This is a genomic window from Streptomyces sp. NPDC030840, assembly GCF_055572015.1.
The window spans coordinates 70,617-95,500 of sequence record NZ_JBVIEE010000028.1 but is presented as its reverse complement, the minus strand read 5'-3'; the positions used below and the strand labels follow the sequence as shown (position 1 = coordinate 95,500).

Below are 24,884 nucleotides of genomic sequence, written 5' to 3'. Positions count from 1 at the left end.
GCACGTACGAGTACCAGACGGAGGACTTGCGTGAACCTGCTGCTCGCAGAGGTGGCCCAGGCCACCCAGCGGCTGGCCGACGCCGGCGTGCCCTCGCCGCGCAACGACGCGGAGGAACTCGCCGCGTTCGTGCACGGCGTGAAGCGGGGCGAGTTGCACTCCGTGAAGGACTCGGACTTCGACGCCCGGTACTGGGAGGTCATCGCGCGCCGTGAGCAGCGCGAGCCGCTGCAGCACATCACCGGGCGGGCCTTCTTCCGGTACCTGGAACTCCAGGTCGGGCCAGGGGTGTTCGTGCCCCGCCCCGAGACCGAGTCCGTCGTCGGCTGGGCCATAGACGCCGTGCGGGCCATGGACGTCGTCGAGCCGTGCATCGTCGACCTGTGCACCGGTTCCGGCGCCATCGCGCTCGCGCTCGCCCAGGAGGTGCCGCGTTCCCGGGTGCACGCCGTGGAGCTGTCCGAGGACGCCCTGGTGTGGACCCGCAAGAACATGGACGGCTCCAGGGTCGACCTGCGCCAGGGGAACGCCCTGGACGCGTTCCCCGACCTCGACGGCCAGGTCGACCTGGTCATCTCCAACCCCCCGTACATCCCGCTGACGGAATGGGAGTACGTCGCTCCCGAGGCGCGGGACTACGACCCCCAGCTCGCCCTGTTCTCCGGCGAGGACGGCCTCGACCTGATCCGGGGCATCGAGCGCACCGCACACCGGCTCCTGAGGCCCGGCGGTGTCGTCGTGATCGAGCACGCGGACACGCAGGGCGGCCAGGTGCCGTGGATCTTCGCCGAGGAGCGGGGCTGGGCCGACGCGGCCGATCACCCCGACCTCAACAACCGGCCGCGCTTCGCGACCGCCCGCAAGGCGTTGCCGTGAGCACGCCACAGACTTCCACCCAGCAGTACGTGTACGAGGAGGCCCGCCAGATGGCACGGCGATACGACACCAATGACGCGACCGACCGCGCGACGGGTCTGCGTGAGGCAGGGTCCGCGGTTCGCCGTGGCGAGCTGGTGGTCCTCCCGACCGACACCGTGTACGGGGTGGGCGCCGACGCGTTCTCCTCGGAGGCCGTGGCCGATCTGCTGGAGGCGAAGGGCCGGGGCCGCAGCATGCCCACGCCCGTCCTCATCGGCTCCCCGAACACGCTGCACGGCCTCGTCACGGACTTCTCCGAGACGGCCTGGGAGCTCGTGGACGCCTTCTGGCCGGGCGCGCTCACGCTCGTCGCCAAGCACCAGCCGTCGCTCCAGTGGGACCTCGGGGACACCCGGGGCACGGTTGCCGTGCGCATGCCACTGCACCCGGTCGCGATCGAGCTGCTGACGGAGGTCGGCCCGATGGCGGTGTCGTCCGCGAACCTCACGGGACACCCGGCCCCGGAGGACTGTGACGCCGCTCAGGAGATGCTCGGCGACTCCATCTCCGTCTACCTGGACGGCGGCCCGACCCCGGGCAACGTGCCCTCCTCGATCGTCGACGTCACGGGCAAGGTGCCGGTGCTGCTGCGCGCGGGCGCCCTGTCGGCCGACGAGCTGCGCAAGGTCGTACCCGACCTCGAGGTGGCGAATTGACGGCCCCTGACGCGGGGCGTGGCATAGGGAACGGGGACGAGACGAGGACCTTCACAGGGCTTCCGCGTGACACCTTCCGCATCCTCCACGTCAGCACCGGCAACGTGTGCCGCTCGCCGATCACCGAGCGGCTGACACGCCATGCCTTGGCGGACCGGCTCGGCGACCCGCTGGGGGGCGGGCTCATCGTGGAGAGCGCCGGTACCTGGGGCCACGAGGGTGCGCCCATGGAGGCCAACGCCGAGGCGGTCCTCGCGGACTTCGGCGCGGACGCCTCCGGGTTCGTCGGCCGGGAGCTGCTGGACGAGCACGTCATCATGGCCGACCTGGTCCTGACCGCGACCCGGGACCACCGCGCCCAGGTCATCTCCATGGGCCACTCGGCGGGCCTGCGCACCTTCACCCTGAAGGAGTTCACCCGCCTCGTACGAGCCATAGACCCGACCACCCTGCCCCCGCTGGAGGAGGGCCTGGTCGCGCGTGCGCGGGCGCTGGTGCGCGCTGCGGCGGCTCTACGCGGGTGGCTTCTCGCGCCGACGGCGGAGGCGGACGAGGTGTACGACCCGTATGGGGCGCCGCTGCCGTTCTTCCGCTCGGTGGGGGACGAGATACACCAGGCGCTGGATCCGGTGGTGACTGCTTTGACAGGGGTGCCCGCGCGGGCCTAGGGCGGTGTCTGGGCAGGTACCGGTTGGACGCGACGCCGGGCGGCTCACGGGGCACGGCCCTACATTGGGTGCTAGCGGACCTGTCGAAGCCCGGTGCGGTACCGCGCCCCTCAGGGGCGCGGGGAACTGCGCGACCAGCCACAGACGGCCCGCACAATCGAACCGCGATTCCAGCGGAGCGCCCCGGCACCCGGAGCCCACCATGTCGGTCACCCCTTCGGTCACACCCACGCTCGAAGCGGACGTCCTGCGCCGGCAGGACCCGGAACTCGCCGAGATCCTGATCGGCGAGCTGACCCGGCAGTCGACGACGCTGCAGCTCATCGCCGCCGAGAACTTCACCTCGCCGGCCGTGCTCGCGGCACTCGGATCACCGCTCGCCAACAAGTACGCGGAGGGGTACCCCGGGGCACGGCACCACGGCGGGTGCGAGATCGTCGACGTGGCCGAGCGGATCGCCGTCGAGCGGGCGAGGGCGCTGTTCGGCGCCGAGCACGCCAACGTGCAGTCGCACTCGGGCTCGTCGGCCGTCCTCGCCGCGTACGCGGCCCTGCTGCGGCCGGGGGACACCGTGCTCGCCATGGGACTGCCCTTCGGAGGGCACCTCACGCACGGCTCGCCCGCCAACTTCTCCGGGCGCTGGTTCGACTTCGTCGGCTACGGCGTCGAGGCCGAGTCGGGGCTCGTCGACCGCGAGCAGGTGCGCACCCTGGCCCGTACCCACCGCCCCAAGGCCATCGTGTGCGGGTCCATCTCCTATCCGCGCCACATCGACTACGCCTTCTTCCGCGAGGTCGCCGACGAGGTCGGGGCCTATCTGATCGCGGACGCCGCGCACCCCATGGGGCTCGTCGCCGGGGGTGCGGCGCCCTCCCCGGTGCCGTACGCCGACATCGTCTGCGCCACCACCCACAAGGTGCTGCGCGGCCCGCGCGGCGGCATGATCCTTTGTGGCGGTGATCTCGCGGAGCGCGTCGACCGGGCGGTCTTCCCGTTCACGCAGGGCGGCGCGCAGATGCACACCATCGCCGCCAAGGCCGTCGCGTTCGGTGAGGCGGCGACACCGGGTTTCGCGGCGTACGCCCATCAGGTGGTCGCGAACGCCAGGGTGCTCGCCCGGGGGCTGGCCGAGGAGGGCCTCGTCGTCACCACCGGCGGCACCGACACCCACATGGTGGTCGCCGACCCCGCGCCGCTCGGCGTCGACGGACGCACCGCGCGCGGGCGGCTGGCCGCGGCCGGGATGGTCCTCGACACCTGCGCCCTGCCGCACGGCGACGCCCGTGGCCTGCGGCTCGGCACGGCGGCACTGACCACCCAGGGCATGGGCGAGGTGGAGATGGCCCGGATCGCCGCCCTGTTCGCGGCGGTACTGCGCGAAGACGTCGACGGCAGGCGGGCGCGTGAAGAAGTACGGGAGCTGACCGGGAGATTCTCGCCCTACCCGCAGTGACGGAATGCCGGAAGCAGACCGAGATGCCCCGGAAGATCCCTGCGGTATCCCGGCCGAGGTGGGGTAGGCGCACCACCGGACACAGACACACGTGCAACCATCGTCGCTACCCGGAAGTCCCCATCGATATGCGCTCATCGCTAGGGTGTGGGGCTGAGATGGCCAGCGAGACCTGTGGGGAAGCCTGTGCGTGAATACCTGCTGACACTCTGCATCACGGCCGCGGTGACGTACCTGCTGACGGGGCCGGTACGGAAGTTCGCGATCGTGGCGGGTGCCATGCCGGAGATCCGTGCGCGCGACGTCCACCGGGAACCCACGCCCCGGCTCGGTGGCATCGCCATGTTCTTCGGGCTGTGCGCGGGCCTGCTGGTCGCCGACCACCTCACGAACCTCAGCGAGGTCTTCTCCAGCTCGAACGAACCGCGTGCCCTGCTCTCCGGCGCCGCGCTGATCTGGCTCATCGGCGTCCTGGACGACAAGTTCGAGATCGACGCGCTGATCAAGCTCGGCGGTCAGATGATCGCCGCGGGCGTCATGGTCATGCAGGGTCTGACGATCCTGTGGCTGCCCATCCCGGGTGTCGGCAACGTGGCGCTGACCCAGTGGCAGGGCACCCTGCTCACGGTCGCCCTCGTCGTCATCACGATCAACGCGGTCAACTTCGTGGACGGCCTCGACGGCCTCGCCGCGGGCATGGTGTGCATCGCGTCCTGCGCGTTCTTCATGTACGCCTACCGCATCTGGTACAGCTACGGCATCGAGGCCGCCGCCCCGGCGACCCTCTTCGCGGCCATCCTCATGGGCATGTGCCTGGGCTTCCTGCCGCACAACATGCACCCCGCCCGGATCTTCATGGGCGACTCCGGCTCGATGCTCATCGGGCTCGTCCTGGCCGCGGGCGCCATCTCCGTCACGGGCCAGATCGACCCCGACGCCATGAACCTGTTCTCGGGTTCCGAGCGCAACACGGTCCACCAGACCGTCCCCGTCTACATCCCGCTGCTGCTGCCGCTCACGATCATCGCGATCCCGGCGGCGGACCTGGTGCTGGCGATCGTGCGCCGCACCTGGCGCGGCCAGTCGCCGTTCGCCGCCGACCGCGGCCACCTGCACCACCGTTTGCTGGAGATCGGCCACTCGCACAGCCGGGCCGTGCTGATCATGTACTTCTGGTCCGCGCTGATCGCCTTCGGCGCGCTGGCGTACTCGGTGAACTCGGCCTCGATGTGGATCGTCCTCGGCGTCGTCGCGCTCAGCTTCGTCGGTCTCGTGCTGCTCCTGCTGCCCCGCTTCACGCCGCGCACCCCGCGCTGGGCCGAGGCCTTCGTGCCCCCGCGGTACCGCCGGCGCCGTGCGGAGGCGGTCGCGGTCGCCCCGGCCGCGTCGAGCGCCGCGTACGGGACGACGGACGTGGACCCGGACACCGCCCTGCCCGTCGATCCCCGCACCCCCGTGGCCGCGGGAGTCTCACGCGTCAACGGCGCCACCGCGCTCGGCGCCCGTTCGCGCATGCTGGACGGGCGCAAAGCCGAAACCTCGCGCTGACCCGAAGGTAAGAATCTGACTAACTCTTGACTCGACGTCCAGGGCGCGAACCGGGCTTATACCAGACAAAAGGGTGCAGTTTTTGCTCAGAAGCGCAGCTTCACTCTCAGGTGTGACACCCTGCACACCAACCAGGTAAAGACCTCATCAAATAGTTTGTGATACGGTTCACGAGAACCCGGGATAGAGCCGAAGGACCGCAATGCGACGGTCCGTAGGCGGGGAATTCTCCCTCTCGCCCCGGGACTACGCTCGTCCATGACGACACCCTGCCCCCTGTGAAAGCGGAGTTGCCGCCATGCCGTCCAATGACGCCCGGATCCTGCTTCAGGCCGCCGTACCCACGGCTGCCGTCGGTGCGATCGCTGCCGTCGTCAGCGGTGTGGTCGTCGGCGGTAAGGGGGCGGTCGGTGCCATCGTGGCGGCGGTGCTCACGATCCTCTTCATGGGTATCGGGCTCTACGTTCTGCAGCGCACTGCCAAATCGCTTCCGCATCTGTTCCAGATGATGGGCCTGATGCTCTACGCGGCGCAGATCCTGCTGCTGTTCATCTTCCTGAGCGCGTTCAAGAACACCACGCTGTTCCACCCCAAGGCCTTCGCGATCACGCTCATCGGGACCACCCTCGCGTGGATCGCCGCCCAGACGCGGGCGCACATGAAGGCCAAGATCCTCTACGTCGAACCCGATTCGTCCTCGGGCAGCAAGCCCGAAAAATCGGGGCACTCGTCGTGAGGGGTAGGGCCGGGATAAATGCGTGTGCGAACTCCTGCTATCGTCCGGTGCCAACTGCGGCATCGCGGGCGCGGGCATCTGAGCTGACGCCTGCTCAATCGCGAGGCTCGATGCCCCCCAGCCGCCCCCACATCCGTAACACCAGTCCGGTGCCGATCCGCGGCTGCGCGCCGCGCCGACACAACGAGGTTGCCGTACCCATGCGTCACGCCGAAGGAGCCCGCGGTGAGTGCTGACCAGACCCAGCTCGCCTTTGACTGGAGCTGTCGGATCATGTCCGACAACGGCTGTGGCTTCCCGGCTCCGGGCCTGCACTCGTTCCTCTTCAAGCCGATCGCCACGGTCGGCGGGTTCGAGTTCAACAAGGTGATGCTGCTCGCCATCATCACCACCCTCCTGGTGGTCACCTTCTTCACGCTCGCCTTCGGCAAGGCGAAGGTGGTGCCGGGCAAGCTCCAGATGATCGGCGAGGCCGGCTACGACTTCGTGCGCCGCGGCATCGTCTACGAGACCCTCGGCAAGAAGGAGGGCGAGAAGTTCGTCCCCCTGATGGTCTCGCTCTTCTTCTTCATCTGGATCATGAACATCTGGTCCGTGATCCCGCTGGCCCAGTTCCCGGTGTCCTCGATCGTCGCGTACCCGATGGTGCTGGCCGCGATCGTCTACATCACCTGGGTCTCGCTGACCTTCAAGCGGCACGGTTTCGTCGGCTTCTTCAAGAACGTCACGGGCTACGACAAGGAACTCGGCCCGGTTTTGCCGCTGGTGATGTTCATCGAGTTCTTCTCGAACCTGCTGGTCCGCCCGTTCACGCACGCGGTGCGACTCTTCGCCAACATGTTCGCCGGCCACCTGATGCTGGTCATGTTCACGGTCGCCTCCTGGTACCTGCTGAACAGCTGGATGATCCCGGCCGCCGGTGTCTCCTTCGTCATGGCCACGGTCATGATCGTCTTCGAACTCTTCGTGCAGGCCGTCCAGGCGTACGTCTTCGTCCTGCTCGCCTGCTCGTACATCCAGGGCGCTCTCGCCGAGCACCACTGAGCCCCGCGCCGCTCCACAAACCCCCAAGAACGTCCGGTGGCCAACCCCCGCCGGTCCATGAAAGAGAAGGAAGAATCAGCATGGCTGCCCTTGAGACCCTCGCCGCTGTCGAAGGCAACCTCGGTTCCATCGGTTACGGCCTTGCCGCCATCGGCCCCGGCGTCGGCGTCGGCATCATCTTCGGCAACGGCACCCAGGCCCTGGCCCGCCAGCCCGAGGCGGCCGGCCTGATCCGTGCCAACCAGATCCTCGGTTTCGCGTTCTGTGAGGCGCTCGCCCTCATCGGCATCGTCATGCCGTTCGTCTACTAGACCGACGCACCCGACGATCGAAACCTTTCCACGAAAGGCACTGATGTGATCGCCAACCTGGTACAGCTGGCGGCCGAGGAGAAGCAGAACCCGCTTATCCCTCCGGGCCCCGAGCTGCTCGTGGGCACCATCGCCTTCGCCATCGTGTTCTTCTTCTTCTGGAAGAAGCTCCTCCCGAACATCAACAAGGTTCTGGACGAGCGTCGCGCGGCGATCGAAGGCGGTATCGAAGAGGCCGACGCCATGAAGGTCGAGGCCCAGAGCGTGCTCGAGCAGTACAAGGCTCAGCTCGCCGAGGCCCGGCACGAGGCCGCGCGTCTGCGCCAGGAGGCGCAGGAGCAGGGCGCCGCGCTCATCGCCGAGATGCGTGCGGAAGGCCAGCGGCAGCGTGAGGAGATCATCGCCGCGGGCCACTCCCAGATCGAGGCCGACCGCAAGGCCGCCGCGTCCGCGCTCCGCCAGGACGTCGGCAAGCTCGCCACCGACCTGGCCGGCAAGCTCGTCGGCGAGTCCCTCGAGGACCACGCCCGGCAGAGCCGCGTGATCGACCGCTTCCTCGACGAGCTCGAGGAGAAGGCCGAGGCCGCGCGATGAACGGAGCGAGCCGCGAGGCCCTGGCAGCCGCACGTGAGCGTCTCGACGCGCTGACGGACTCCACGTCCGTGGACGCGGCGCAGCTCGCCGACGAGCTGGCCGCCGTCACCGCGCTGCTCGACCGCGAGGTCAGCTTGCGTCGGGTCCTCACCGACCCGGCGCAGGCCGCTGACGCCAAGGCTGGACTCGCCGGACGCATCTTCGGCGACCAGGTCAGCGGCGCCACCGCCGACCTGGTGGCCGGCGTGGTGCGCTCCCGCTGGTCGCAGTCGCGCGACCTGGTGGACGCGCTGGAGGAGCTGGCCGCCACGGCCGACCTCACCGCGGCCCAGAAGGCGGGCGCACTCGACGACGTCGAGGACGAGCTGTTCCGGTTCGGCCGGATCGTCTCTTCGAACACCGAGCTGCGGTCCGCCCTGACCGACCGTGCCGCGAGCACCACGGCCAAGAGCGAGCTGCTGCGCAGCCTGCTCGGCGGTCGTGCCAACGTGGCGACCGAGCGTCTGGTGACGCGCCTTGTGACCGCGCCGCGTGGACGTAGCCTGGAGGCGGGACTCGAGTCCCTGTCCAAGCTCGCCGCCGAGCGCCGGGACCGGCTCGTGGCCATCGTGACCTCGGCGGTTCCGCTGAGCGACCGGCAGAAGCAGCGCCTGGGCGCCGCCCTCGCCAAGCTCTACGGCCGCCAGATGCACCTCAACATCGACGTGGACCCCGAGGTCCTCGGCGGGATCCGGGTGCAGGTCGGTGACGAGGTCATCAACGGCTCGATCGCGGACCGACTCGAGGACGCCGGCCGCCGCATGGCGGGCTGAGGCAACTTCATAGCAGTACGTACTTACGGCCCTGGTTGGGCCGTGCAGAAGAATCCTGGGGGTCGCCCCCAGACCCCCAAAGTGAAACTTCGGGCCCAACAAGGAGAGCAGGGAACCCAGATGGCGGAGCTCACGATCCGGCCGGAGGAGATCCGGGACGCGCTGGAGAACTTCGTCCAGTCGTACAAGCCGGACGCGGCCTCGCGCGAGGAGGTCGGTACGGTCACCCTTGCCGGCGACGGCATCGCGAAGGTCGAGGGTCTTCCCTCGGCCATGGCCAACGAACTGCTGAAGTTCGAGGACGGCACCCTCGGCCTCGCGCTGAACCTGGAAGAGCGCGAGATCGGCGCCATCGTCCTCGGTGAGTTCAGCGGCATCGAGGAGGGTCAGCCGGTCACCCGTACCGGCGAGGTCCTGTCCGTGCCCGTCGGCGACGGCTACCTCGGCCGCGTGGTCGACCCGCTCGGCAACGCGATCGACGGCCTCGGCGAGATCGAGACCACCGGCCGCCGCGCCCTCGAGCTGCAGGCCCCCACGGTCATGCAGCGCAAGTCGGTGCACGAGCCGATGGAGACCGGCTACAAGGCCGTCGACGCGATGACCCCGATCGGCCGCGGTCAGCGTCAGCTGATCATCGGTGACCGCCAGACCGGCAAGACCGCCCTGGCCGTCGACACGATCATCAACCAGCGCGACAACTGGCGCTCGGGCGACGTGAACAAGCAGGTCCGCTGCATCTACGTCGCCATCGGCCAGAAGGGCTCGACCATCGCGTCGGTCCGCCGCGCGCTGGAGGAGAACGGCGCGCTCGAGTACACGACCATCGTCGCCGCCCCGGCGTCCGACCCGGCCGGCTTCAAGTACCTGGCGCCGTACACCGGTTCGGCCATCGGCCAGCAGTGGATGTACGAGGGCAAGCACGTCCTCATCATCTTCGACGACCTCTCGAAGCAGGCCGACGCCTACCGCGCCGTGTCCCTGCTGCTGCGCCGCCCGCCGGGCCGCGAGGCCTACCCGGGTGACGTCTTCTACCTGCACTCCCGGCTGCTGGAGCGCTGCGCGAAGCTCTCCGACGACATGGGCAAGGGCTCGATGACGGGTCTGCCGATCGTCGAGACCAAGGCCAACGACGTCTCGGCGTTCATCCCGACCAACGTCATCTCCATCACCGACGGCCAGTGCTTCCTGGAGTCGGACCTGTTCAACGCCGGTCAGCGTCCCGCGCTGAACGTCGGTATCTCCGTCTCCCGAGTCGGTGGTTCCGCCCAGCACAAGGCGATGAAGCAGGTCTCCGGCCGTCTGCGCGTGGACCTCGCCCAGTTCCGTGAGCTGGAGGCGTTCGCCGCCTTCGGTTCCGACCTGGACGCCGCGTCGAAGGCGCAGCTGGAGCGCGGTCAGCGCATGGTCGAGCTGCTGAAGCAGAACCAGTACGAGCCGATGTCCACCGAGGACCAGGTCGTCTCCGTCTGGGCCGGCACCACCGGCAAGATGGACGACGTGCCGGTCGCCGACATCCGCCGCTTCGAGAAGGAGCTGCTCGAGTTCCTGCACCGCAAGGAGCAGGGCCTCATGACCTCCATCAAGGAGGGCGGCAAGATGTCGGACGACACCCTCACCGCCGTCGCCGACGCCATCGCCGAGTTCAAGAAGCAGTTCGAGACCTCGGACGGCAAGCTGCTCGGCGAGGACGCCACGGCGGCGCCGAAGGCGACCAACGCCTCCAAGTGACGTAAGGAAGGGACCTGACTCATGGGAGCCCAGCTCCGGGTCTACAAGCGTCGCATCCGATCCGTCACCGCGACCAAGAAGATCACCAAGGCGATGGAGATGATCGCCGCCTCGCGCGTCGTCAAGGCGCAGCGCAAGGTGGCGGCCTCCACGCCGTACGCGCAGGAACTGACCCGCGCGGTCACGGCGGTCGGCACCGGTTCGAACACCAAGCACGCGCTGACCACCCAGGCCGAGACGGTCACCCGGTCCGCGGTGCTGCTCCTGACGAGCGACCGCGGTCTGGCAGGCGCGTTCAACTCCAACGCCATCAAGGCGGCGGAGCAGCTGACGGTTCGTCTGGAGGCCGAGGGCAAGCAGGTCGACGTGTACATCGTCGGCCGGCGCGGTGTGGCCCACTACAACTTCCGCGAGCGCAAGATCGCGGAGTCGTGGACCGGCTTCACCGACGAGCCCTCCTACGCGGACGCCAAGAAGGTCGCGGCGCCCCTGATCGAGGCCATCGAGAAGGAGACGGCGGACGGCGGCGTGGACGAACTCCACATCGTCTACACCGAGTTCGTCTCGATGATGACGCAGAACGCGGTCGACGCCCGACTGCTTCCGCTCAGCCTCGAAGAGGTCGCGGAGGAGTCGCCCACCAAGGGCGAGATCCTGCCGCTGTACGACTTCGAGCCGTCGGCGGAGGACGTCCTCGACGCCCTGCTGCCGCGCTACGTCGAGAGCCGGATCTACAACGCACTGCTCCAGTCGGCCGCTTCCAAGCACGCCGCCACCCGTCGTGCGATGAAGTCCGCCACTGACAACGCCGGAGAGCTCATCGAGAACCTCTCCCGGCTTGCCAACGCGGCCCGCCAGGCCGAAATCACCCAGGAAATCAGCGAGATCGTCGGTGGCTCCGCAGCCCTGGCCGACGCGACCGCGGGGAGTGACCGCTAATGACCACCACTGTTGAGACGGCCACGGCTACGGGCCGCGTCGCCCGGGTCATCGGCCCGGTCGTCGACGTGGAGTTCCCCGTCGACGCGATGCCCGACATCTACAACGCCCTGCACGTCGAGGTGGCCGACCCGGCCCAGGACGGCGCGAAGAAGACGCTGACCCTCGAGGTCGCCCAGCACCTGGGCGACGGCCTGGTCCGCGCCATCTCCATGCAGCCCACCGACGGTCTGGTCCGCCAGGCCCCGGTGACGAACACCGGCACGTCGATCTCCGTCCCGGTCGGCGACTTCACCAAGGGCAAGGTGTTCAACACCCTCGGTGAGGTGCTCAACGTCGACGAGACGTACGACGGCGAGCGCTGGCCGATCCACCGCAAGGCCCCGAACTTCGACGAGCTCGAGTCGAAGACCGAGATGTTCGAGACCGGCGTCAAGGTCATCGACCTGCTGACCCCGTACGTCAAGGGCGGCAAGATCGGTCTGTTCGGCGGCGCCGGCGTCGGCAAGACGGTGCTCATCCAGGAGATGATCTACCGCGTCGCCAACAACCACGACGGTGTGTCGGTGTTCGCCGGTGTCGGTGAGCGCACCCGTGAGGGCAACGACCTCATCGACGAGATGAGCGAGTCCGGCGTCATCGACAAGACCGCGCTGGTCTTCGGCCAGATGGACGAGCCCCCGGGCACCCGTCTGCGCGTGGCGCTGGCCGGTCTGACCATGGCGGAGTACTTCCGCGATGTGCAGAAGCAGGACGTGCTGTTCTTCATCGACAACATCTTCCGCTTCACCCAGGCCGGTTCCGAGGTGTCGACCCTGCTCGGCCGTATGCCCTCCGCGGTGGGCTACCAGCCGAACCTGGCCGACGAGATGGGTCTCCTCCAGGAGCGCATCACCTCGACCCGCGGTCACTCGATCACCTCGATGCAGGCGATCTACGTCCCCGCGGACGACCTGACCGACCCGGCCCCGGCCACCACCTTCGCCCACCTCGACGCGACGACGGTTCTCTCCCGTCCGATCTCCGAGAAGGGCATCTACCCGGCCGTGGACCCGCTGGACTCGACGTCCCGCATCCTCGACCCGCGGTACATCGCGGCGGACCACTACAACGCCGCGATGCGCGTGAAGAACATCCTGCAGAAGTACAAGGACCTGCAGGACATCATCGCGATCCTCGGTATCGACGAGCTCGGCGAGGAGGACAAGCTCGTCGTCCACCGTGCCCGTCGCGTGGAGCGCTTCCTGTCCCAGAACACCCACGTCGCCAAGCAGTTCACCGGCGTCGACGGGTCGGACGTGCCGCTGGACGAGTCGATCGCCGCGTTCAACGCGATCATCGACGGTGAGTACGACCACTTCCCGGAGCAGGCCTTCTTCATGTGCGGTGGTATCGAGGACCTGAAGAAGAACGCGAAGGAGCTGGGCGTCTCCTGACGTCGCGCTCGACGGTGAGAGGGGCGGGTGAGCACCTCGCAAGGGGTGCGTCCCGCCCCTCTCTCCACTCCCACTAGAATTGACCCAACACCCGGCAGAACCGCCGGGTGGTGACCCGAGGAGCCAACCTTGGCTGCTGAGCTGCACGTCGCGCTGGTCGCGGCCGACCGAGAGGTCTGGTCCGGCGAGGCCACCCTGGTCGTCGCGCGCACCACGTCCGGCGACATCGGCGTCATGCCCGGTCACCAGCCGCTGCTCGGTGTGCTGGAGTCGGGCCCGGTGACCATCCGTACGAGTGATGGTGGAACGGTCGTCGCCGCGGTGCACGGCGGTTTCATCTCGTACGCGGACAACAAGCTGTCGCTGCTGGCCGAGATCGCCGAGCTGTCGGACGAGATCGACGTCCAGCGCGCGGAGCGGGAGCTCGAGCGCGCGAAGGCGGAGGGCGACGCCCACGCCGAGCGCCGCGCGGACGTCCGCCTGCGTGCGGTGGCGGCGCGCTGACTGGTGGGGCGCCTCCCAGGCCGTTCAGGCACTGGGGGAGCGTCATGTGATGCTGTACCTCAGCCGCGGCTGGGTCTGGACATATCCATCCGGACCCAGCCGCGGCTGAGGCGAATGTGGGAGTTTTTTCCGTTCCGTTACCTAGGAGACGAGGAGGTCGGTGTCGATGGTCCTCGCTCTGACTGTGTGCGGGCTGGTGGTCGCGCTCGTGGTGGTGGGTCTGTTCGTCTTCGGCCTGAGACGACGACTGATCCAGCGCTCGGGCGGCACCTTCGACTGCAGCCTGCGGTGGAACGCTCCGGAAAAACCCGAGAAGGGCGAGGAGAACGGCAAGGGCTGGGGCTACGGCATCGCCCGCTACAACGGCGACCGCATCGAGTGGTTCCGTGTCTTCTCGTACTCCCCGCGTCCGCGCCGCATCCTGGAGCGCTCGGCGATCGAGGTGGCCGGGCGCCGCACCCCTGAGGGTGAGGAGGAGCTCGCGCTGCTCTCCGACGCCGTGATCCTCGCCTGCCTCCACCGGGGGAGCAGGCTTGAGCTGGCGATGAGCGAGGACGCGCTGACCGGTTTCCTCGCGTGGCTGGAGGCAGCCCCGCCGGGACAGCGCGTGAACGTGGCCTGACGGCAGGCCTTGATCCGGTCTTCGAGCGCGGTCCCGAGGCCTTCGACTGAGCGGTCGAGCCTGGCGGGACCGGTTGCAGTTTTGCGTCAGTGAGTTGCCTGGCGAGTGAGGGGCGTCCGGCGGGGGTGGGGTGTTGTGGCCCGGCCCCCGAGTCAGCCGGTGCCGCGAACGGCACCGGCTGTTCGGGATCCAGTTTCTCCTCCGGGGGTGCCCATCGCGGTAAGCCGGGGTCGTTCACCCGCCGCTCCTGCAGAAAAGCCGCAGGCAGTCCGACTGCCGCTCCCCCGGTGAGAATGGGCGGCCCACCGGCCAGATCCATTCCAGTAATCCACGCCCGTCCTGGTGGCTGCCAGGCTTTTGTCATATGTCACTCGAATGGTCCAGTTCCCGCGCCGCTGCCCACCGCCGAGGTGTGGGGGTTCAGTCGGCGTGGGCCGTTTCCTCCATGTGCCGGTGCGAAGCATCAAGTAGTCGCCGTGACAGTCGAGTTGGTTCTCCGCGTGAGGCTTCGGTGCGGCGGTTCCCCGCCAAGTCCCTGCCCGGGCGCGGGGCGGCACCAGTCCCGTGCGGGACGCCAGGGGTTCCTCACCCTCGACGGCGGCAGTGTGACGGGGAACGAGGCCGGCTCGTACGGCGGGTACTCCATACGGGTGATTGGGGTGGCATCGTCTTGTCGCTCAAATGGATGTGTGGGTCACTGAGAGTGTGAACCGGCGGGCTGCCCATCCCCGAGCCGGGGGAACGTTCGGACAGGCAGCGCTTGCCGGTTTTTCCTTGCCCGGGAGACATGGCGGAGGCCGCGGTGCGCCCGACTGGGTGCGCGGGGGCGCCGGTGCCGGTTCGTTCTCCCCGACATGGCAGTCGATGGCTGGCCATTCCCGCCGGTTCCTCGCATGTCCCCCTCAACGAGCGAGGAGCTTCGTCATGCCGATCTCTCCGAATCAGGGTTCCACCGGAGGCGGGACCCTGGTCACCATCACGGGTACGAACCTGTCCAACACCAGCGCGGTGACGTTCGGCAGCAAGCCTGCCACCAGCGTCACCAACGTCTCTCCGACCCAGGTCACCGCTGTCTCCCCCTCGGGGACCGGCACGGTCGGGGTCACCGTGACGACCCCGGGCGGGACCAGCAACCCGGTGCCGTACTTCTACGTCGGCGCCCCCTTCAAGTCCTCCCTGGGCTCCACCTCCGGGCCGCTGGCCGGCGGCAACACCATCTCCGTCAACGGCACCGGCCTGTCGACGGCCACCAGCGTGTCGTTCGGTGGCGTCACGGCCACCCCGACCGTGAACAGCGACAGCTCGCTCAGCGTCACGGTTCCCGCGGGCGCGGCGGCCGGGCCGGTCGCGGTGAGCGTGACCACCGCGGGCGGCACCAACAACGGTCTCACCTACACCTACGTGGACGTCCCGACGATCGGGACCATCAGCCCGACATCGGGCCCGACCTCGGGCGGGACGGCGGTGACCATCACCGGCACCAACCTGGACAGCACGGACTCGGTCACCTTCGACGGCACCGCGGCCCCGTTCTCGGTGATCAGCGCGACCACGCTGTCCGTGGTCACTCCGCCCGGTACGGCGGGAGCGGCCGATGTGGTCGTGACCAACCCCGCCGGATCGGACACGGAGGTCGGTGCCTTCACCTACGTCGCGGGCCCCGGCATCTGACCGGTCCGATCGCCTCCGCGGCAGAGGTGATGAACCCCCGTCCGGGCGGTAGTCCCCCCGCCGCCCGGACGGGCTCGACCACGTGTGGCCACGCTGCGACGCGGCCGCACGTGGTATCGATCCCGAGTCTTGCGCGAAGGAGGACAGCCATGGCTGCCCCTGTGGTCTCTTCGGTCAGCCCCAATCAGGGGCCGCCCTCGGGCGGTACCACCGTCGTCGTCACCGGAAGCGGTTTCACCAATGTGACGACCGTCCGGTTCGGATTCACTCCCGCCACCTCGTTCACCGTGAACAGCAGTACCCAGATCACGGCGGTGACTCCGCAAGGCACCGGTACCGTGAACGTCAACGTCATCACGAACGAGGGCACCAGCTCCCAGTCCGTGCCCTTCACTTACACCACCGCTCCTTCCCTCACCGCTGTTTCGCCGAATCAGGGGCCGGTCTCGGGTGGGACGACGGTGACGTTGACGGGCTCCAACTTCTCCGGTGCGACGGCAGTGCGGTTCGGCGGGGTGGCGGCGGCCTCGTTCACCGTCAACTCCGCCACGCAGATCACCGCGGTGACCCCGCCGCGTGCGGCCGGTGCCGCGGCCGTCACGGTCACCACCCCCAGCGGCACCAGCAACTCCGTCACCTTCACCTACGTCGGCGCTCCTTCCGTCACCGGTGTTTCGCCGAATCAGGGGCCGGTCTCGGGTGGGACGACGGTGACGTTGACGGGCTCCAACTTCTCCGGTGCGACGGCGGTGCGGTTCGGCGGGGTGGCTGCGGCCTCGTTCACCGTCAACTCCGCCACGCAGATCACCGCGGTGACCCCGCCGCGTGCGGCCGGTGCCGCGGCCGTCACGGTCACCACCCCCAACGGCACCAGCAACCCCAACGATCCCAACGCCTTCTTCTACTACGCCGGGCTGCCCTCGCTGACCGACCTCGCCCCTCCCTCCGGGAGGACGGCGGGCGGCACCACGGTCATCGTCACCGGCAACGACCTCCTCGGTGCGACGGCGGTGCGGTTCGGCGGGGTGGCGGCGGCCTCGTTCACCGTCGACTCCGCCACTCGGATCACCGCGGTGAGCCCCAGCCACCCCGAAGGGGTCGCGGACGTCACGGTGACCACCTCCGGCGGTACCAGCAACCCCCTGAGTTTTGTCTTCCTGGACGCTCCCGTGCTGGTCTCCCTGGAGCCAGGCCAGGGACCGGCGGATTCCGTCACGGTCGTCACGCTGACCGGCAGCGACCTCGCGACCGCCACCGGCGTCCGGTTCGGCGCCGTACCCGCGTCGTTCACGGTGGTCTCCCCGACGCAGATCACCGCCGTCGCTCCGACAGGCCCCGCAGGGCCGCTTTCCGTCACGGTCACCACGCCTGCCGGCACCAGCAACGGCCTGACGTACACACGGGTGGCCGCACCCGGCATCTGACGCGCCATGTCCCGGAGAGGCAGGCCACTGCCTCTCCGGGACATCGGGGCGCCGGCCGGCGCAGGGAGCCGGGCGCCGGGCGGATGTCAGCTCAGACCGTTGCGGATCGCGGTCACCAGTTCGCCGCCTGCCGTGTCCCCGCTGAACTCCCAGAAGAAGGCTCCGCCCAGGCCCTGGTTCTTGGCCCAGGTCATCTTCGTGCCGATGGTGGCCGGGGTGTCGTAGCTCCACCAGTTGCTGCCGCAGTGGGCGTACGCCGTCCCCGCGATCGTGCCGGTGGCCGGGCAGGAGTTCTTGAGCACCTTGTAGTCCTCGATGCCCGCCTCGTACGTGCCCGTGGCCGCGCCGGTCGCCGTGCCGCCGGGCGCGGACTGGGTGACGCCGGTCCAGCCGCGGCCGTAGAAGCCGATGCCGAGCAGCAGCTTGGCCGAGGGGACGCCCTTCGACTTCAGCTTGGCGATCGCGTCGGCGGAGGTGAAGCCGGCCGTGGGGATGCCGGAGTACGAGGTGAGCGGCGAGTGCGGGGCGGTCGGGCCCGTGTTCGCCCAGGCGCCGAAGTAGTCGTACGTCATCACGTTGTACCAGTTGAGGTACTGGGCCGCGCCGCCGTAGTCGGCCGCGTCGATCTTGCCGCCGGAGGAGCCGTCACCGGTGATCGCGGCGGTGACCAGGTAGTTCGAGCCGAACTCGGTGCGCAGGGCCTGCATGAGGTTCTTGAAGGCGGCGGCACCGGAGGTGTCACAGCTCAGACCGCAGGCGTTCGGGTACTCCCAGTCGATGTCGATGCCGTCGAAGACGTCGGACCAGCGCGGGTCCTCCACGACGGCCTTGCAGGACTTGGCGAACGCCGTCGGGTTCTGCGCGGCCTGTCCGAAGCCGCCCGAGTAGGTCCAGCCGCCGAACGAGTACAGCACCTTGATGTTCGGGTACTTGGCCTTGAGCTGCCGCAGCTGGTTGAAGTTGCCGCGCAGCGGCTGGTCCCAGGTGTCGGCGACGCCGCTGACGGACTGGTCGGCGGTGTAGGCCTTGTCGTAGGCGGCGTAGGTGTCGTCGACGACGCACTGGCCGTTCTTGACGTTGCCGAAGGCGTAGTTGATGTGCGTGATCTTGGAGGCGGAGCCCGAGGTCACCAGGTTCTTCACGTGGTAGTTGCGGCCGTAGACGCCCCACTCGGTGAAGTAGCCGAGGTTGACCTTGGAGCCGGGGGCGGGACCGGTGCCGCCGGTGGTCCGCACGGAGGCGGCGCCGCTCACCGGGCCGGTCTGGTCGGCGGTGTCGCGGGCCCGCACGGTGTACGAGTAGTCCGTGCCGGCGGTCAGCCCGGTGTCGGTGTACGAGGTCGCCGTCACGGTCGCGACCCTGGTGCCGCCGCGCAGGACGTCGTAGTTCTTGATGCCCTTGTCGTCGGTGGCCGGCGACCAGGACAGTCTCACCGAGGTGTTGGTGACGTCGGAGGTGGTGGGGGTGCCGGGCGCGGAGGGAGCCGCGTCACCGGGGACGGTGCCTCCGCCGTCACAACTTCCACCGTTCAACCTGCAGTTGGCCGGGGAGCCTGAGCCGCTCCCGTTGAACCCGAAGGAGACGGAGGCGCCTGGAGCGAGAGTGCCGTTCCAGGACTTGTTCTTGGCGGTCCAGTGGGTGCCGGACGAGGTGACGTCGGCGTCCCAGGCCGAGGTCACGGACGTTCCCGAGGGGAAGTCCCACTCGACGGTCCAGGAGTTGATCGTGGTGGTGCCGGTGTTCTTGACGGTCCACTTGCCTTCGAAGCCGGTGCCCCAGTCCTGGGTCCTGGTGTAGGTGGCGGTCGCCTCCGTGGCCGCGTTGGCCGGGGTGGCGAGGCCTACCAGGCCGGCGAGGGGGAGGAGGAGAGTGGCGAAGCCCGCCGCAGCTCTGTGTCTGAAGCGCATGTGCGCCTCCTTGTGGGGTGTCTTGAGCATGAGCATGACGTGGCGCAGTGCGGCTGAGAATAGAAAGGTCTGGACCAGCGGTCAAGAGGTCTGGACCAGTTCGCCTGCTGCGTCGGCCCGGCGACCTACACGCCCAACTCCTGCGCCAGTACGGCAGCTTGGACCCGGCTGCGCAGGTCCAGCTTGCCGAGGAGGCGGCTGACGTGGGTCTTCACGGTGGCCTCCGCCATGTCCAGCCGCGTGGCGATCTCGGCGTTGGACAGCCCTTCTCCGAGACAGGACAGGACCTCGCGTTCACGGCGGGTGAGGGAGTCCAGGACGGACGGATCGGCCGCGGGCTCCCGCACGGGCCTGGCGGCGAACTCGGCGATCAGGCGCCGGGTGACCGCCGGGGCGATGAGCCCGTCGCCCCCCGCGACCGTCCTGACGGCCGTGATCAGGTCCTTCGCGTCCGTGTTCTTGAGCAGGAACCCGGACGCCCCGGCCCGCAGCGCCCCGAACACGTACTCGTCGAGGTCGAAGGTGGTCAGCACGAGCACGTCGGCCAGCCCCTCCGCCACGACCTGCCGGGTCGCTGACACCCCGTCGAGACGGGGCATCTGTACGTCCATCAGCACCAGGTCCGGCCGGAGTTCACGGGCGAGCAGCACCGCCTGCTCTCCGTCGGCGGCCTCGCCGACCACCTCGATGCCGGGCGCGCTGCGCAGGATGAGGACGAGCCCGGAGCGTACGGCGGCCTGGTCCTCGGCGACGAGCACGCGGATCATTCGGGGGCTCCTTCTGTCACGGGGAGGGTGGCGCGTACGGCCCAGATCTTGCCGTGGGGGGAGACCGGGTCCTCGACGGGGCCGGCCTCGAAGGTGCCGTCCAGCAGGGCGGTCCGCTCCCGCATGCCGACCAGGCCGGCGCCCGACCCGGGTGCGCGGGGGCCGTCGCGGTCGCCGTACGGGCTGGTCACCTCGACCGTCAGGGCACCGTCCCGCTGCGCCAGCGTCACGGTGACACGGCCGGGGCAGGCGTGCTTGAGGGCGTTGGTGAGGGACTCCTGGACGATGCGGTAGGCGGCGAGCTCGACCGGAGCGGGCAAGGGGCCGTGGCCGGTGTCGAGGGTGATGTCGAGGCCGTTGGCGCGGGCGCCCTCGACCAGGGCGCCGAGCCCGTCGAGCGTCGGGGCCGCGGCCGGTTCCAGATCGCCGCTGCTGTCGCGCAGGATGCCGATCAGCCGCCGCATCTCGGCGAGCCCCTCGACGCTGTTCTCGCGGATGACGGTCAGGGCGTCCCGGGAGGTCCTCGGGTCGTCGAGGGAGAGGGCGGCCGTGGAGTGGATCGCGATCGCGGAGAGGTGGTTGGCGACCATGTCGTGCAGCTCGCGGGCCATCCGCGCGCGCTCCGCGCCGACGGCCTGGGAGCGGTCCATTTCGGCGAGGAGGGCGGTCTGCTCGGCGCGCAGACGGGCGGCCTCGGCGGCGTCGCGGTGGTTGCGGACCACCCAACCGGTGGTGGCGGGCGCCAGGGCCACCACACCGACACCCAAGCCGATCAGGATCGTCTCGGGCTCTCGCCAGACCGCGAGGGGCACCACCGCGCCGGCCACGGTGAGCAGCCCGCTGATCCAGGGGATGCGGCGGGCGGAGGCCGGGGTGCCGTACAGGACGGCCGCGTACACGAGGTCGGTGAACAGCACGACGGTGACCACATTGCCCCGCGTGACGGTGTCGAGGGTCAGCATGACGACGCCGACCAGCAGGGCGGTACGCGGCCGGGTCCGGCGCAGCAGCTCGCAGGCGGTCGTCACGGACAGCGGTACGAGCGCTGCCCACTCCGGGGACCAGAGGACGATCCCGCTGCCCGGCGGGCGGGGGAAGAGACCGATGCCCCACAGCAGGAGCCCGCCCAGCAGCCCGCCCACGGCGATCGCCACGTCGTCGCGGTGGGGTCGGGGGAGTCGTACGGCCATGACTCCATCCAACACGGGGCCCAAACGCGCCGCGTGATGCCGGGGGGTGGTCTCGGACTGCATCTTTCGATGTACCGCCACTTCGTCACCGCCGACGACGAAAGCGGCTGCTCGCGACGGGAGCCTTGAAGGGCGACCGGAAGGAGAGAGCTGTGATCGTCGCGCTGATCATCGCCTGCGAGGTGGGCTTCTGGGTGCTGCTGGCACTCGGCCTCACCGCCCGCTACCTGCTGAAGTGGCGCCGTACCAGTGTGGTGCTGCTGCTGTGCGAGCCCGTACTGGAACTGGTCCTGTTCGTCGCGACGGCGATCGACCTCAAGAACGGTGCCGAACCCGGCTGGGAGCACGGTGTGGCGGCGCTCTACATCGGCTACACGGTGGCGTTCGGCCACTACACGATCCGCTGGCTCGACGGGCACGCGGCCCACCGCCTGGGCGGCGGCCCGCCCCCGCGAAAGCCGCCCCGCTACGGCCGCGCCCGCGCCCGACACGAGGCGAAGCTGTGGCTGAGGGCGGTCGTCGCGGGCGCGGTGGCGCTGGTGCTCCTCCAGCTCGCCGTCTGGTACGTGGGCGACTCCGGCGACATCAGCTCCCTGCGCGCCTTCCAGTGGGTGGCCGTGCGTACGGTCGGCATCTACGGCCTGATCGCCCTGTGGTACACCATCTGGCCGCCGAAGGACCCGGGCGGGCCGGGGGAGTCCCAGATCACCGAGAACACCGACCCGGTCACATCCGCCAGGGAAGGTGCCCACCGATGAGCAAGGCGCGGAGGAGCCTGCTGGAGGGCGTCGGCACCTTGCTGGTGGGCCTGGCGCTGTGGCTGTTCACGGAAGACGTCGAGGTCCCGGTCGTCACCTTGACGAAGGTCGGGGTGGTGATGATGTGCGTGGGGGGCGCGTACGTCGCCGTCGGGCTGTACCAGGCGGCGCGCGCGTCGGCCGGGACCCGTTGAGAAGGCCTCAGCGCTCCCCGCCCGGCACCCACAGCACGTCCCCGACCTCCTTGTTCGCCGTCCTGGCCAGGATGAACAGCAGGTCCGACAGGCGGTTGAGGTAGGTCGCGGTCAGCGGGTTCATCACCTCTCCGTGCACCTCCAGCGCCGCCCACGTGGAGCGCTCGGCGCGCCGTACGACCGTGCACGCCTGGTGCAGCAGGGCCGCGCCGGGTGTGCCGCCGGGGAGGATGAAGGAGCGGAGCTTCTCGACCTCGGCGAGGAAGCGGTCGCAGTCCGCCTCCAGCTTGTCGATGTAGAACTGCTCGACCCTGAGGGGCGGGAACTCCGGGTTCTCGGCGACCGGGGTGGACAGATCGGCCCCGACGTCGAAGAGGTCGTTCTGGACGCGGGTGAGGACCTTGACGACCTCCTCGTCCAGGTCGCCGAGGGCGATCGCGGTGCCGATCGCCGCGTTCGCCTCGTTGGCGTCGGCGTAGGCGGCGATGCGGAGGTCGGTCTTGGGCACCCGGCTCATGTCGCCGAGGTTCGTGGTGCCCTGGTCGCCGGTCCTCGTGTAGATGCGTGTCAGATTGACCATGTTGACCAGCGTAGTTATGCCCCGGCCGTCCGGAACACCCGTGTGCCCACCGTCACGGCCAGCGCCGCGAGTCCCAGGGCGACCAGCACCCCGTACAGCATGGACGCCGTCGCGTACTCGCCCACGTACGCGTCCCGCACCGCGTCCACCAGATAGCGGAACGGCATGAGGTGGGAGAGCAGGTCCAGCCAGCCGGGCGCGAGTGTCATGGGGAGCATCAGTCCGGACAGGAGCATGGACGGCATGGTGAGCGCGTTGATCGTCGGGCCGAACTCCTGGGGCGTGGCGACCTTCATGGCCAGCGCGTACGACAGGGACGCCAGCGAGATCGTCAGCAGTGCGACGAACGCGAAACCGATCAGCACGCCGGCGAGCGGCGCCCGCAGCCCCATCACCACGGCCGCGAGCACCAGCAGCACTGCCTGGAAGACGAAGATCGCGGCGTCGCGCAGGACGCGGCCGAGGAGGAGGGCCAGCCGGCTCACGGGCGTGACCCGCATCCGCTCGACCACCCCCTGCCCCTTCTCGATGATGATGGCGAAGCCCGCGAACGACGCGCCGAACAAGCCGAGTTGGAGCAGTAACCCGGGCACGAGGATCTGCCAGGAACTGCCTTGCGGGCTCAGGGGCAGGTCCGTCAGCAGCGGGCCGAAGAACAGCAGGTAGAGCAGCGGCATCAGCACCCCGAAGAGCATCTGGAAGCGTGAGCGCAGGGTCTGGCGGAGGTAGCGGCCGAAGACCAGCGCGGTGTCGTGGAGAAGCATCGGGTTCCTGTCCGGTTGCGGGTCCTTATACGGCTACGGGGGCGGCGTCGGCCGGGGCGGGGCCGCGCCCGGTGATCGCGAGGAACGTGTCCTGGAGCGTGGCGTCGATCGAGCCGCCGTACTGGAGCTTGAGCGCGCCCGGGGTGCCCTCGGCGACGACCACGCCCTGGTCGACGATCACCAGCCGGTCGGAGAGAGCGTCGGCCTCGTCCAGGTAGTGGGTCGTCAGGAAGACCGTGGTGCCGTACTCGTCGCGCAGGCGGCGGACGAGGTCCCACAGGTCGGCGCGGCTGCCCGGGTCGAGTCCGGTCGTCGGTTCGTCGAGGAAGAGGACCTGGGGGTGGTGGGTGAGGGCCAGCGCGATGTCGAGACGGCGGCGCTGACCGCCGGAGAGCGCGGCGCACTTGCGGTCGAGCAGGTCGGTGAGGCCGAGGTCGTGCGCCAACTCCTCAGCCCGCTCCACGGCCTGAGGCTTCGTCAGTCGGTAGAGCCGACCCTGGGTGACCAGCTCCTCCCGCACGGTCACATAGGGGTCGACGCCGCCGGACTGTGCCACGTAACCGCACGCCCGTCGCACCCCGGCCGGATCGGTGGCCAGGTCGTGGCCCGCGACGGTGGCGGCGCCGCCGGTGGGGGCGAGCAGCGTCGTGAGCATCCGCAGGGTCGTCGTCTTGCCCGCGCCGTTCGGACCGAGGAAGCCGAGGATCTCGCCCGGGTGGACGGTGAGGTCGATGCCGCGCACGGCCTCCACGGGGCCGCGCTTCGTCTGGAAGGTGCGGGCCAGTCCGGCCGCACTGATGATTGCCATGCTCACAGAAAAACAGAGTCACTGAAATTTTGCAACGACCCCAAACTTTGAGGGAGGCCAAGGATCTTGGATCCGCCTACGATGAGGCCATGGCAGAGGGGCTCAGGGAGCGCAAGAAGCGCGAGACGAGGCAGCGGATCTCGGACATCGCCACCGCGCTGTTCGTGGAGCACGGCTTCGTGACCGTGACGATCGCGGAGGTGGCCGACGCGGCCGACGTCTCCGTCAACACGGTCTACAACTACTTCCCCGCCAAGGAGGACCTCTTCCTCGACCGCAGCAAGGACGTGGTCCACCGGCTCTCGCGCTGGGTGCGCGGCCGTGACGTGGGTGAGTCGGCTGCCGCGGCGGTACTGCGCGAGCTGCGGGAGGAGGTCGAGACGGTCTCACCGCGCGTCGGACTCACGACAGACTACGAGCGCTTCCTCAAGGTCATTCACGAGGCGCCCCCCCTGCGCTCTCGGCTGTGGAGCATCGCGCAGGAGGTCCAGGAGAACCTGGAGGCGACCCTGCGCGAGGAGACCGGCGCTTCCGCCGGTGACCCCATGCCCACCCTGATCGCCGGCCAGATCAACTGGCTCCACCAGACCGTGATGGCCGTCATCGGACGCGAGATGGTCGCCGGGCGCGATCCGGACGAAGTGTCCCGGGAAGTGCTCGTGCTCCTCGACGACATGGAGGGGCTGTTGAGCGAGAAGGTGCTCAACTACGCCGTCCGAGGGGCCGAGTGACCCCTGCCGGTGTGACGTCCGTCAGATGAGACGTGACGCGCATTACTTACCGGTCACACAGCCCCTCACGAGCGCTAGGGTCCGGCCGAGAGGCATACATAACAAGCGTGTCAGCCAGGGT

General features: G+C 69.2%; 26 protein-coding genes. 20 read left to right on the top strand and 6 right to left on the bottom strand.

Annotated features, from left to right (window positions below; translation table 11 throughout):
- The first annotated feature begins 30 nt into the window (after nucleotides 1–30).
- The 17 genes from prmC (at nucleotide 31) to ACZ49J_RS39325 (ending at nucleotide 17,064) form a co-directional block, all read left to right on the top strand.
- Nucleotides 31–876, top strand: coding sequence for a peptide chain release factor N(5)-glutamine methyltransferase (prmC, locus tag ACZ49J_RS39405; RefSeq protein ID WP_467450756.1), 846 nt, complete (start codon nucleotides 31–33; stop codon nucleotides 874–876).
- 50 nt (nucleotides 877–926) lie between these two features.
- Nucleotides 927–1,574 carry an L-threonylcarbamoyladenylate synthase gene (locus ACZ49J_RS39400; RefSeq protein ID WP_467450973.1) on the top strand — a complete coding sequence of 216 codons (648 nt, stop codon included), beginning with the start codon at nucleotides 927–929 and terminating at the stop codon, nucleotides 1,572–1,574.
- Nucleotides 1,571–2,242, top strand: a complete 672-nt coding sequence (locus ACZ49J_RS39395; protein WP_467450755.1) for an arsenate reductase/protein-tyrosine-phosphatase family protein — start codon at nucleotides 1,571–1,573, stop codon at nucleotides 2,240–2,242. The genes ACZ49J_RS39400 and ACZ49J_RS39395 overlap by 4 nt, the downstream gene beginning before the upstream one ends.
- A 202-nt stretch (nucleotides 2,243–2,444) precedes the next feature.
- Nucleotides 2,445–3,695 (top strand): serine hydroxymethyltransferase, encoded by a 1,251-nt coding sequence (locus ACZ49J_RS39390; RefSeq protein WP_467450754.1) that lies wholly within the window; start codon nucleotides 2,445–2,447, stop codon nucleotides 3,693–3,695.
- Nucleotides 3,696–3,881: 186 nt separating this feature from the next.
- A complete protein-coding gene (locus ACZ49J_RS39385; protein WP_467450753.1) occupies nucleotides 3,882–5,243 on the top strand; it encodes an MraY family glycosyltransferase in 1,362 nt (453 codons plus the stop codon).
- A 298-nt stretch (nucleotides 5,244–5,541) separates the two neighbouring features.
- Nucleotides 5,542–5,979, top strand: coding sequence for a hypothetical protein (locus tag ACZ49J_RS39380; RefSeq protein ID WP_467450752.1), 438 nt, complete (start codon nucleotides 5,542–5,544; stop codon nucleotides 5,977–5,979).
- A gap of 273 nt (nucleotides 5,980–6,252) precedes the next feature.
- Nucleotides 6,253–7,023 (top strand): F0F1 ATP synthase subunit A, encoded by a 771-nt coding sequence (atpB, locus tag ACZ49J_RS39375; protein ID WP_467450972.1) that lies wholly within the window; start codon nucleotides 6,253–6,255, stop codon nucleotides 7,021–7,023.
- Nucleotides 7,024–7,103: 80 nt separating this feature from the next.
- Nucleotides 7,104–7,334 carry an ATP synthase F0 subunit C gene (atpE, locus tag ACZ49J_RS39370; RefSeq protein ID WP_030049631.1) on the top strand — a complete coding sequence of 77 codons (231 nt, stop codon included), beginning with the start codon at nucleotides 7,104–7,106 and terminating at the stop codon, nucleotides 7,332–7,334.
- Between the two features lie 45 nt (nucleotides 7,335–7,379).
- The gene (locus ACZ49J_RS39365; RefSeq protein ID WP_467450751.1) at nucleotides 7,380–7,928 is read left to right on the top strand and encodes a F0F1 ATP synthase subunit B; all 549 of its coding nucleotides are present in this window, start codon (nucleotides 7,380–7,382) and stop codon (nucleotides 7,926–7,928) included.
- A complete protein-coding gene (locus ACZ49J_RS39360) occupies nucleotides 7,925–8,740 on the top strand; it encodes a F0F1 ATP synthase subunit delta (RefSeq protein WP_467450750.1) in 816 nt (271 codons plus the stop codon). The genes ACZ49J_RS39365 and ACZ49J_RS39360 overlap by 4 nt, the downstream gene beginning before the upstream one ends.
- 120 nt (nucleotides 8,741–8,860) lie before the next feature.
- A complete protein-coding gene (atpA, locus tag ACZ49J_RS39355) occupies nucleotides 8,861–10,468 on the top strand; it encodes a F0F1 ATP synthase subunit alpha (RefSeq protein WP_467450749.1) in 1,608 nt (535 codons plus the stop codon).
- A 21-nt stretch (nucleotides 10,469–10,489) separates the two neighbouring features.
- A complete protein-coding gene (locus tag ACZ49J_RS39350) occupies nucleotides 10,490–11,407 on the top strand; it encodes a F0F1 ATP synthase subunit gamma (protein WP_467450748.1) in 918 nt (305 codons plus the stop codon).
- A complete protein-coding gene (gene atpD, locus ACZ49J_RS39345; RefSeq protein WP_467450746.1) occupies nucleotides 11,407–12,843 on the top strand; it encodes a F0F1 ATP synthase subunit beta in 1,437 nt (478 codons plus the stop codon). Before ACZ49J_RS39350 ends, atpD begins: the two co-directional genes overlap by 1 nt.
- Before the next feature lie 129 nt (nucleotides 12,844–12,972).
- Nucleotides 12,973–13,347, top strand: a complete 375-nt coding sequence (locus ACZ49J_RS39340; RefSeq protein WP_467450744.1) for a F0F1 ATP synthase subunit epsilon — start codon at nucleotides 12,973–12,975, stop codon at nucleotides 13,345–13,347.
- A 166-nt stretch (nucleotides 13,348–13,513) separates the two neighbouring features.
- Nucleotides 13,514–13,969 (top strand): DUF2550 domain-containing protein, encoded by a 456-nt coding sequence (locus tag ACZ49J_RS39335; RefSeq protein ID WP_467450742.1) that lies wholly within the window; start codon nucleotides 13,514–13,516, stop codon nucleotides 13,967–13,969.
- A 924-nt stretch (nucleotides 13,970–14,893) separates the two neighbouring features.
- Nucleotides 14,894–15,640, top strand: a complete 747-nt coding sequence (locus ACZ49J_RS39330; protein ID WP_467450740.1) for an IPT/TIG domain-containing protein — start codon at nucleotides 14,894–14,896, stop codon at nucleotides 15,638–15,640.
- 149 nt (nucleotides 15,641–15,789) lie between these two features.
- Complete coding sequence (locus tag ACZ49J_RS39325; RefSeq protein WP_467450739.1) at nucleotides 15,790–17,064, top strand: IPT/TIG domain-containing protein; 1,275 nt, start codon at nucleotides 15,790–15,792, stop codon at nucleotides 17,062–17,064.
- A gap of 86 nt (nucleotides 17,065–17,150) precedes the next feature.
- Here the strand turns inward: ACZ49J_RS39325 and ACZ49J_RS39320 are convergent, their stop codons facing one another.
- The 3 genes from ACZ49J_RS39320 to ACZ49J_RS39310 form a co-directional block, all read right to left on the bottom strand.
- On the bottom strand, nucleotides 17,151–18,971 hold the full coding sequence (locus ACZ49J_RS39320) for a glycosyl hydrolase family 18 protein (protein WP_467450738.1): 1,821 nt from the start codon (nucleotides 18,969–18,971) through the stop codon (nucleotides 17,151–17,153).
- A gap of 125 nt (nucleotides 18,972–19,096) precedes the next feature.
- Nucleotides 19,097–19,738, bottom strand: coding sequence for a response regulator (locus ACZ49J_RS39315; RefSeq protein WP_467450736.1), 642 nt, complete (start codon nucleotides 19,736–19,738; stop codon nucleotides 19,097–19,099).
- Nucleotides 19,735–20,928, bottom strand: coding sequence for a sensor histidine kinase (locus ACZ49J_RS39310; RefSeq protein WP_467450735.1), 1,194 nt, complete (start codon nucleotides 20,926–20,928; stop codon nucleotides 19,735–19,737). The genes ACZ49J_RS39315 and ACZ49J_RS39310 overlap by 4 nt, the downstream gene beginning before the upstream one ends.
- Before the next feature lie 152 nt (nucleotides 20,929–21,080).
- Between ACZ49J_RS39310 and ACZ49J_RS39305 the strand changes: the two genes are divergently transcribed.
- Nucleotides 21,081–21,686 (top strand): hypothetical protein, encoded by a 606-nt coding sequence (locus ACZ49J_RS39305; protein WP_467450733.1) that lies wholly within the window; start codon nucleotides 21,081–21,083, stop codon nucleotides 21,684–21,686.
- Nucleotides 21,683–21,880 (top strand): DUF5708 family protein, encoded by a 198-nt coding sequence (locus tag ACZ49J_RS39300; protein WP_467450732.1) that lies wholly within the window; start codon nucleotides 21,683–21,685, stop codon nucleotides 21,878–21,880. The genes ACZ49J_RS39305 and ACZ49J_RS39300 overlap by 4 nt, the downstream gene beginning before the upstream one ends.
- Nucleotides 21,881–21,887: 7 nt before the next feature.
- Here the strand turns inward: ACZ49J_RS39300 and ACZ49J_RS39295 are convergent, their stop codons facing one another.
- From ACZ49J_RS39295 to ACZ49J_RS39285, 3 genes are read right to left on the bottom strand one after another with little or no spacing between them, the layout of a single operon-like run.
- The gene (locus ACZ49J_RS39295; protein ID WP_467450731.1) at nucleotides 21,888–22,460 is read right to left on the bottom strand and encodes a cob(I)yrinic acid a,c-diamide adenosyltransferase; all 573 of its coding nucleotides are present in this window, start codon (nucleotides 22,458–22,460) and stop codon (nucleotides 21,888–21,890) included.
- Between the two features lie 14 nt (nucleotides 22,461–22,474).
- Nucleotides 22,475–23,224: an ABC transporter permease gene (locus ACZ49J_RS39290; protein WP_467450730.1), complete on the bottom strand. Its 750-nt coding sequence runs from the start codon at nucleotides 23,222–23,224 to the stop codon at nucleotides 22,475–22,477.
- Nucleotides 23,225–23,249: 25 nt separating this feature from the next.
- Nucleotides 23,250–24,032, bottom strand: coding sequence for an ABC transporter ATP-binding protein (locus ACZ49J_RS39285; protein WP_467450728.1), 783 nt, complete (start codon nucleotides 24,030–24,032; stop codon nucleotides 23,250–23,252).
- An 89-nt stretch (nucleotides 24,033–24,121) separates the two neighbouring features.
- Here ACZ49J_RS39285 and ACZ49J_RS39280 point away from each other — a divergent pair, with 89 nt between their 5' ends.
- Entirely contained in the window at nucleotides 24,122–24,763 is a 642-nt protein-coding gene (locus tag ACZ49J_RS39280; protein ID WP_467450727.1) for a TetR/AcrR family transcriptional regulator, read from the top strand.
- The last annotated feature ends 121 nt before the right edge of the window (nucleotides 24,764–24,884 follow it).

Bases quoted from the DNA above. Each gene is read 5' to 3' on its own strand.
- ACZ49J_RS39335 (WP_467450742.1), top strand. From the start codon at position 13,514: ATGGTCCTCGCTCTGACTGTGTGCGGGCTGGTGGTCGCGCTCGTGGTG.
- ACZ49J_RS39360 (WP_467450750.1), top strand. From the start codon at position 7,925: ATGAACGGAGCGAGCCGCGAGGCCCTGGCAGCCGCACGTGAGCGTCTC.
- ACZ49J_RS39315 (WP_467450736.1), bottom strand. From the start codon at position 19,738: ATGATCCGCGTGCTCGTCGCCGAGGACCAGGCCGCCGTACGCTCCGGG.
- atpD (WP_467450746.1), top strand. From the start codon at position 11,407: ATGACCACCACTGTTGAGACGGCCACGGCTACGGGCCGCGTCGCCCGG.
- ACZ49J_RS39310 (WP_467450735.1), bottom strand. From the start codon at position 20,928: ATGGCCGTACGACTCCCCCGACCCCACCGCGACGACGTGGCGATCGCC.
- ACZ49J_RS39330 (WP_467450740.1), top strand. From the start codon at position 14,894: ATGCCGATCTCTCCGAATCAGGGTTCCACCGGAGGCGGGACCCTGGTC.
- ACZ49J_RS39380 (WP_467450752.1), top strand. From the start codon at position 5,542: ATGCCGTCCAATGACGCCCGGATCCTGCTTCAGGCCGCCGTACCCACG.
- ACZ49J_RS39300 (WP_467450732.1), top strand. From the start codon at position 21,683: ATGAGCAAGGCGCGGAGGAGCCTGCTGGAGGGCGTCGGCACCTTGCTG.
- ACZ49J_RS39295 (WP_467450731.1), bottom strand. From the start codon at position 22,460: ATGGTCAATCTGACACGCATCTACACGAGGACCGGCGACCAGGGCACC.
- ACZ49J_RS39390 (WP_467450754.1), top strand. From the start codon at position 2,445: ATGTCGGTCACCCCTTCGGTCACACCCACGCTCGAAGCGGACGTCCTG.
- ACZ49J_RS39325 (WP_467450739.1), top strand. From the start codon at position 15,790: ATGGCTGCCCCTGTGGTCTCTTCGGTCAGCCCCAATCAGGGGCCGCCC.
- ACZ49J_RS39290 (WP_467450730.1), bottom strand. From the start codon at position 23,224: ATGCTTCTCCACGACACCGCGCTGGTCTTCGGCCGCTACCTCCGCCAG.
- ACZ49J_RS39400 (WP_467450973.1), top strand. From the start codon at position 927: ATGGCACGGCGATACGACACCAATGACGCGACCGACCGCGCGACGGGT.
- ACZ49J_RS39285 (WP_467450728.1), bottom strand. From the start codon at position 24,032: ATGGCAATCATCAGTGCGGCCGGACTGGCCCGCACCTTCCAGACGAAG.
- atpA (WP_467450749.1), top strand. From the start codon at position 8,861: ATGGCGGAGCTCACGATCCGGCCGGAGGAGATCCGGGACGCGCTGGAG.
- ACZ49J_RS39280 (WP_467450727.1), top strand. From the start codon at position 24,122: ATGGCAGAGGGGCTCAGGGAGCGCAAGAAGCGCGAGACGAGGCAGCGG.
- atpB (WP_467450972.1), top strand. From the start codon at position 6,253: ATGTCCGACAACGGCTGTGGCTTCCCGGCTCCGGGCCTGCACTCGTTC.
- ACZ49J_RS39320 (WP_467450738.1), bottom strand. From the start codon at position 18,971: ATGCGCTTCAGACACAGAGCTGCGGCGGGCTTCGCCACTCTCCTCCTC.
- ACZ49J_RS39350 (WP_467450748.1), top strand. From the start codon at position 10,490: ATGGGAGCCCAGCTCCGGGTCTACAAGCGTCGCATCCGATCCGTCACC.
- atpE (WP_030049631.1), top strand. From the start codon at position 7,104: ATGGCTGCCCTTGAGACCCTCGCCGCTGTCGAAGGCAACCTCGGTTCC.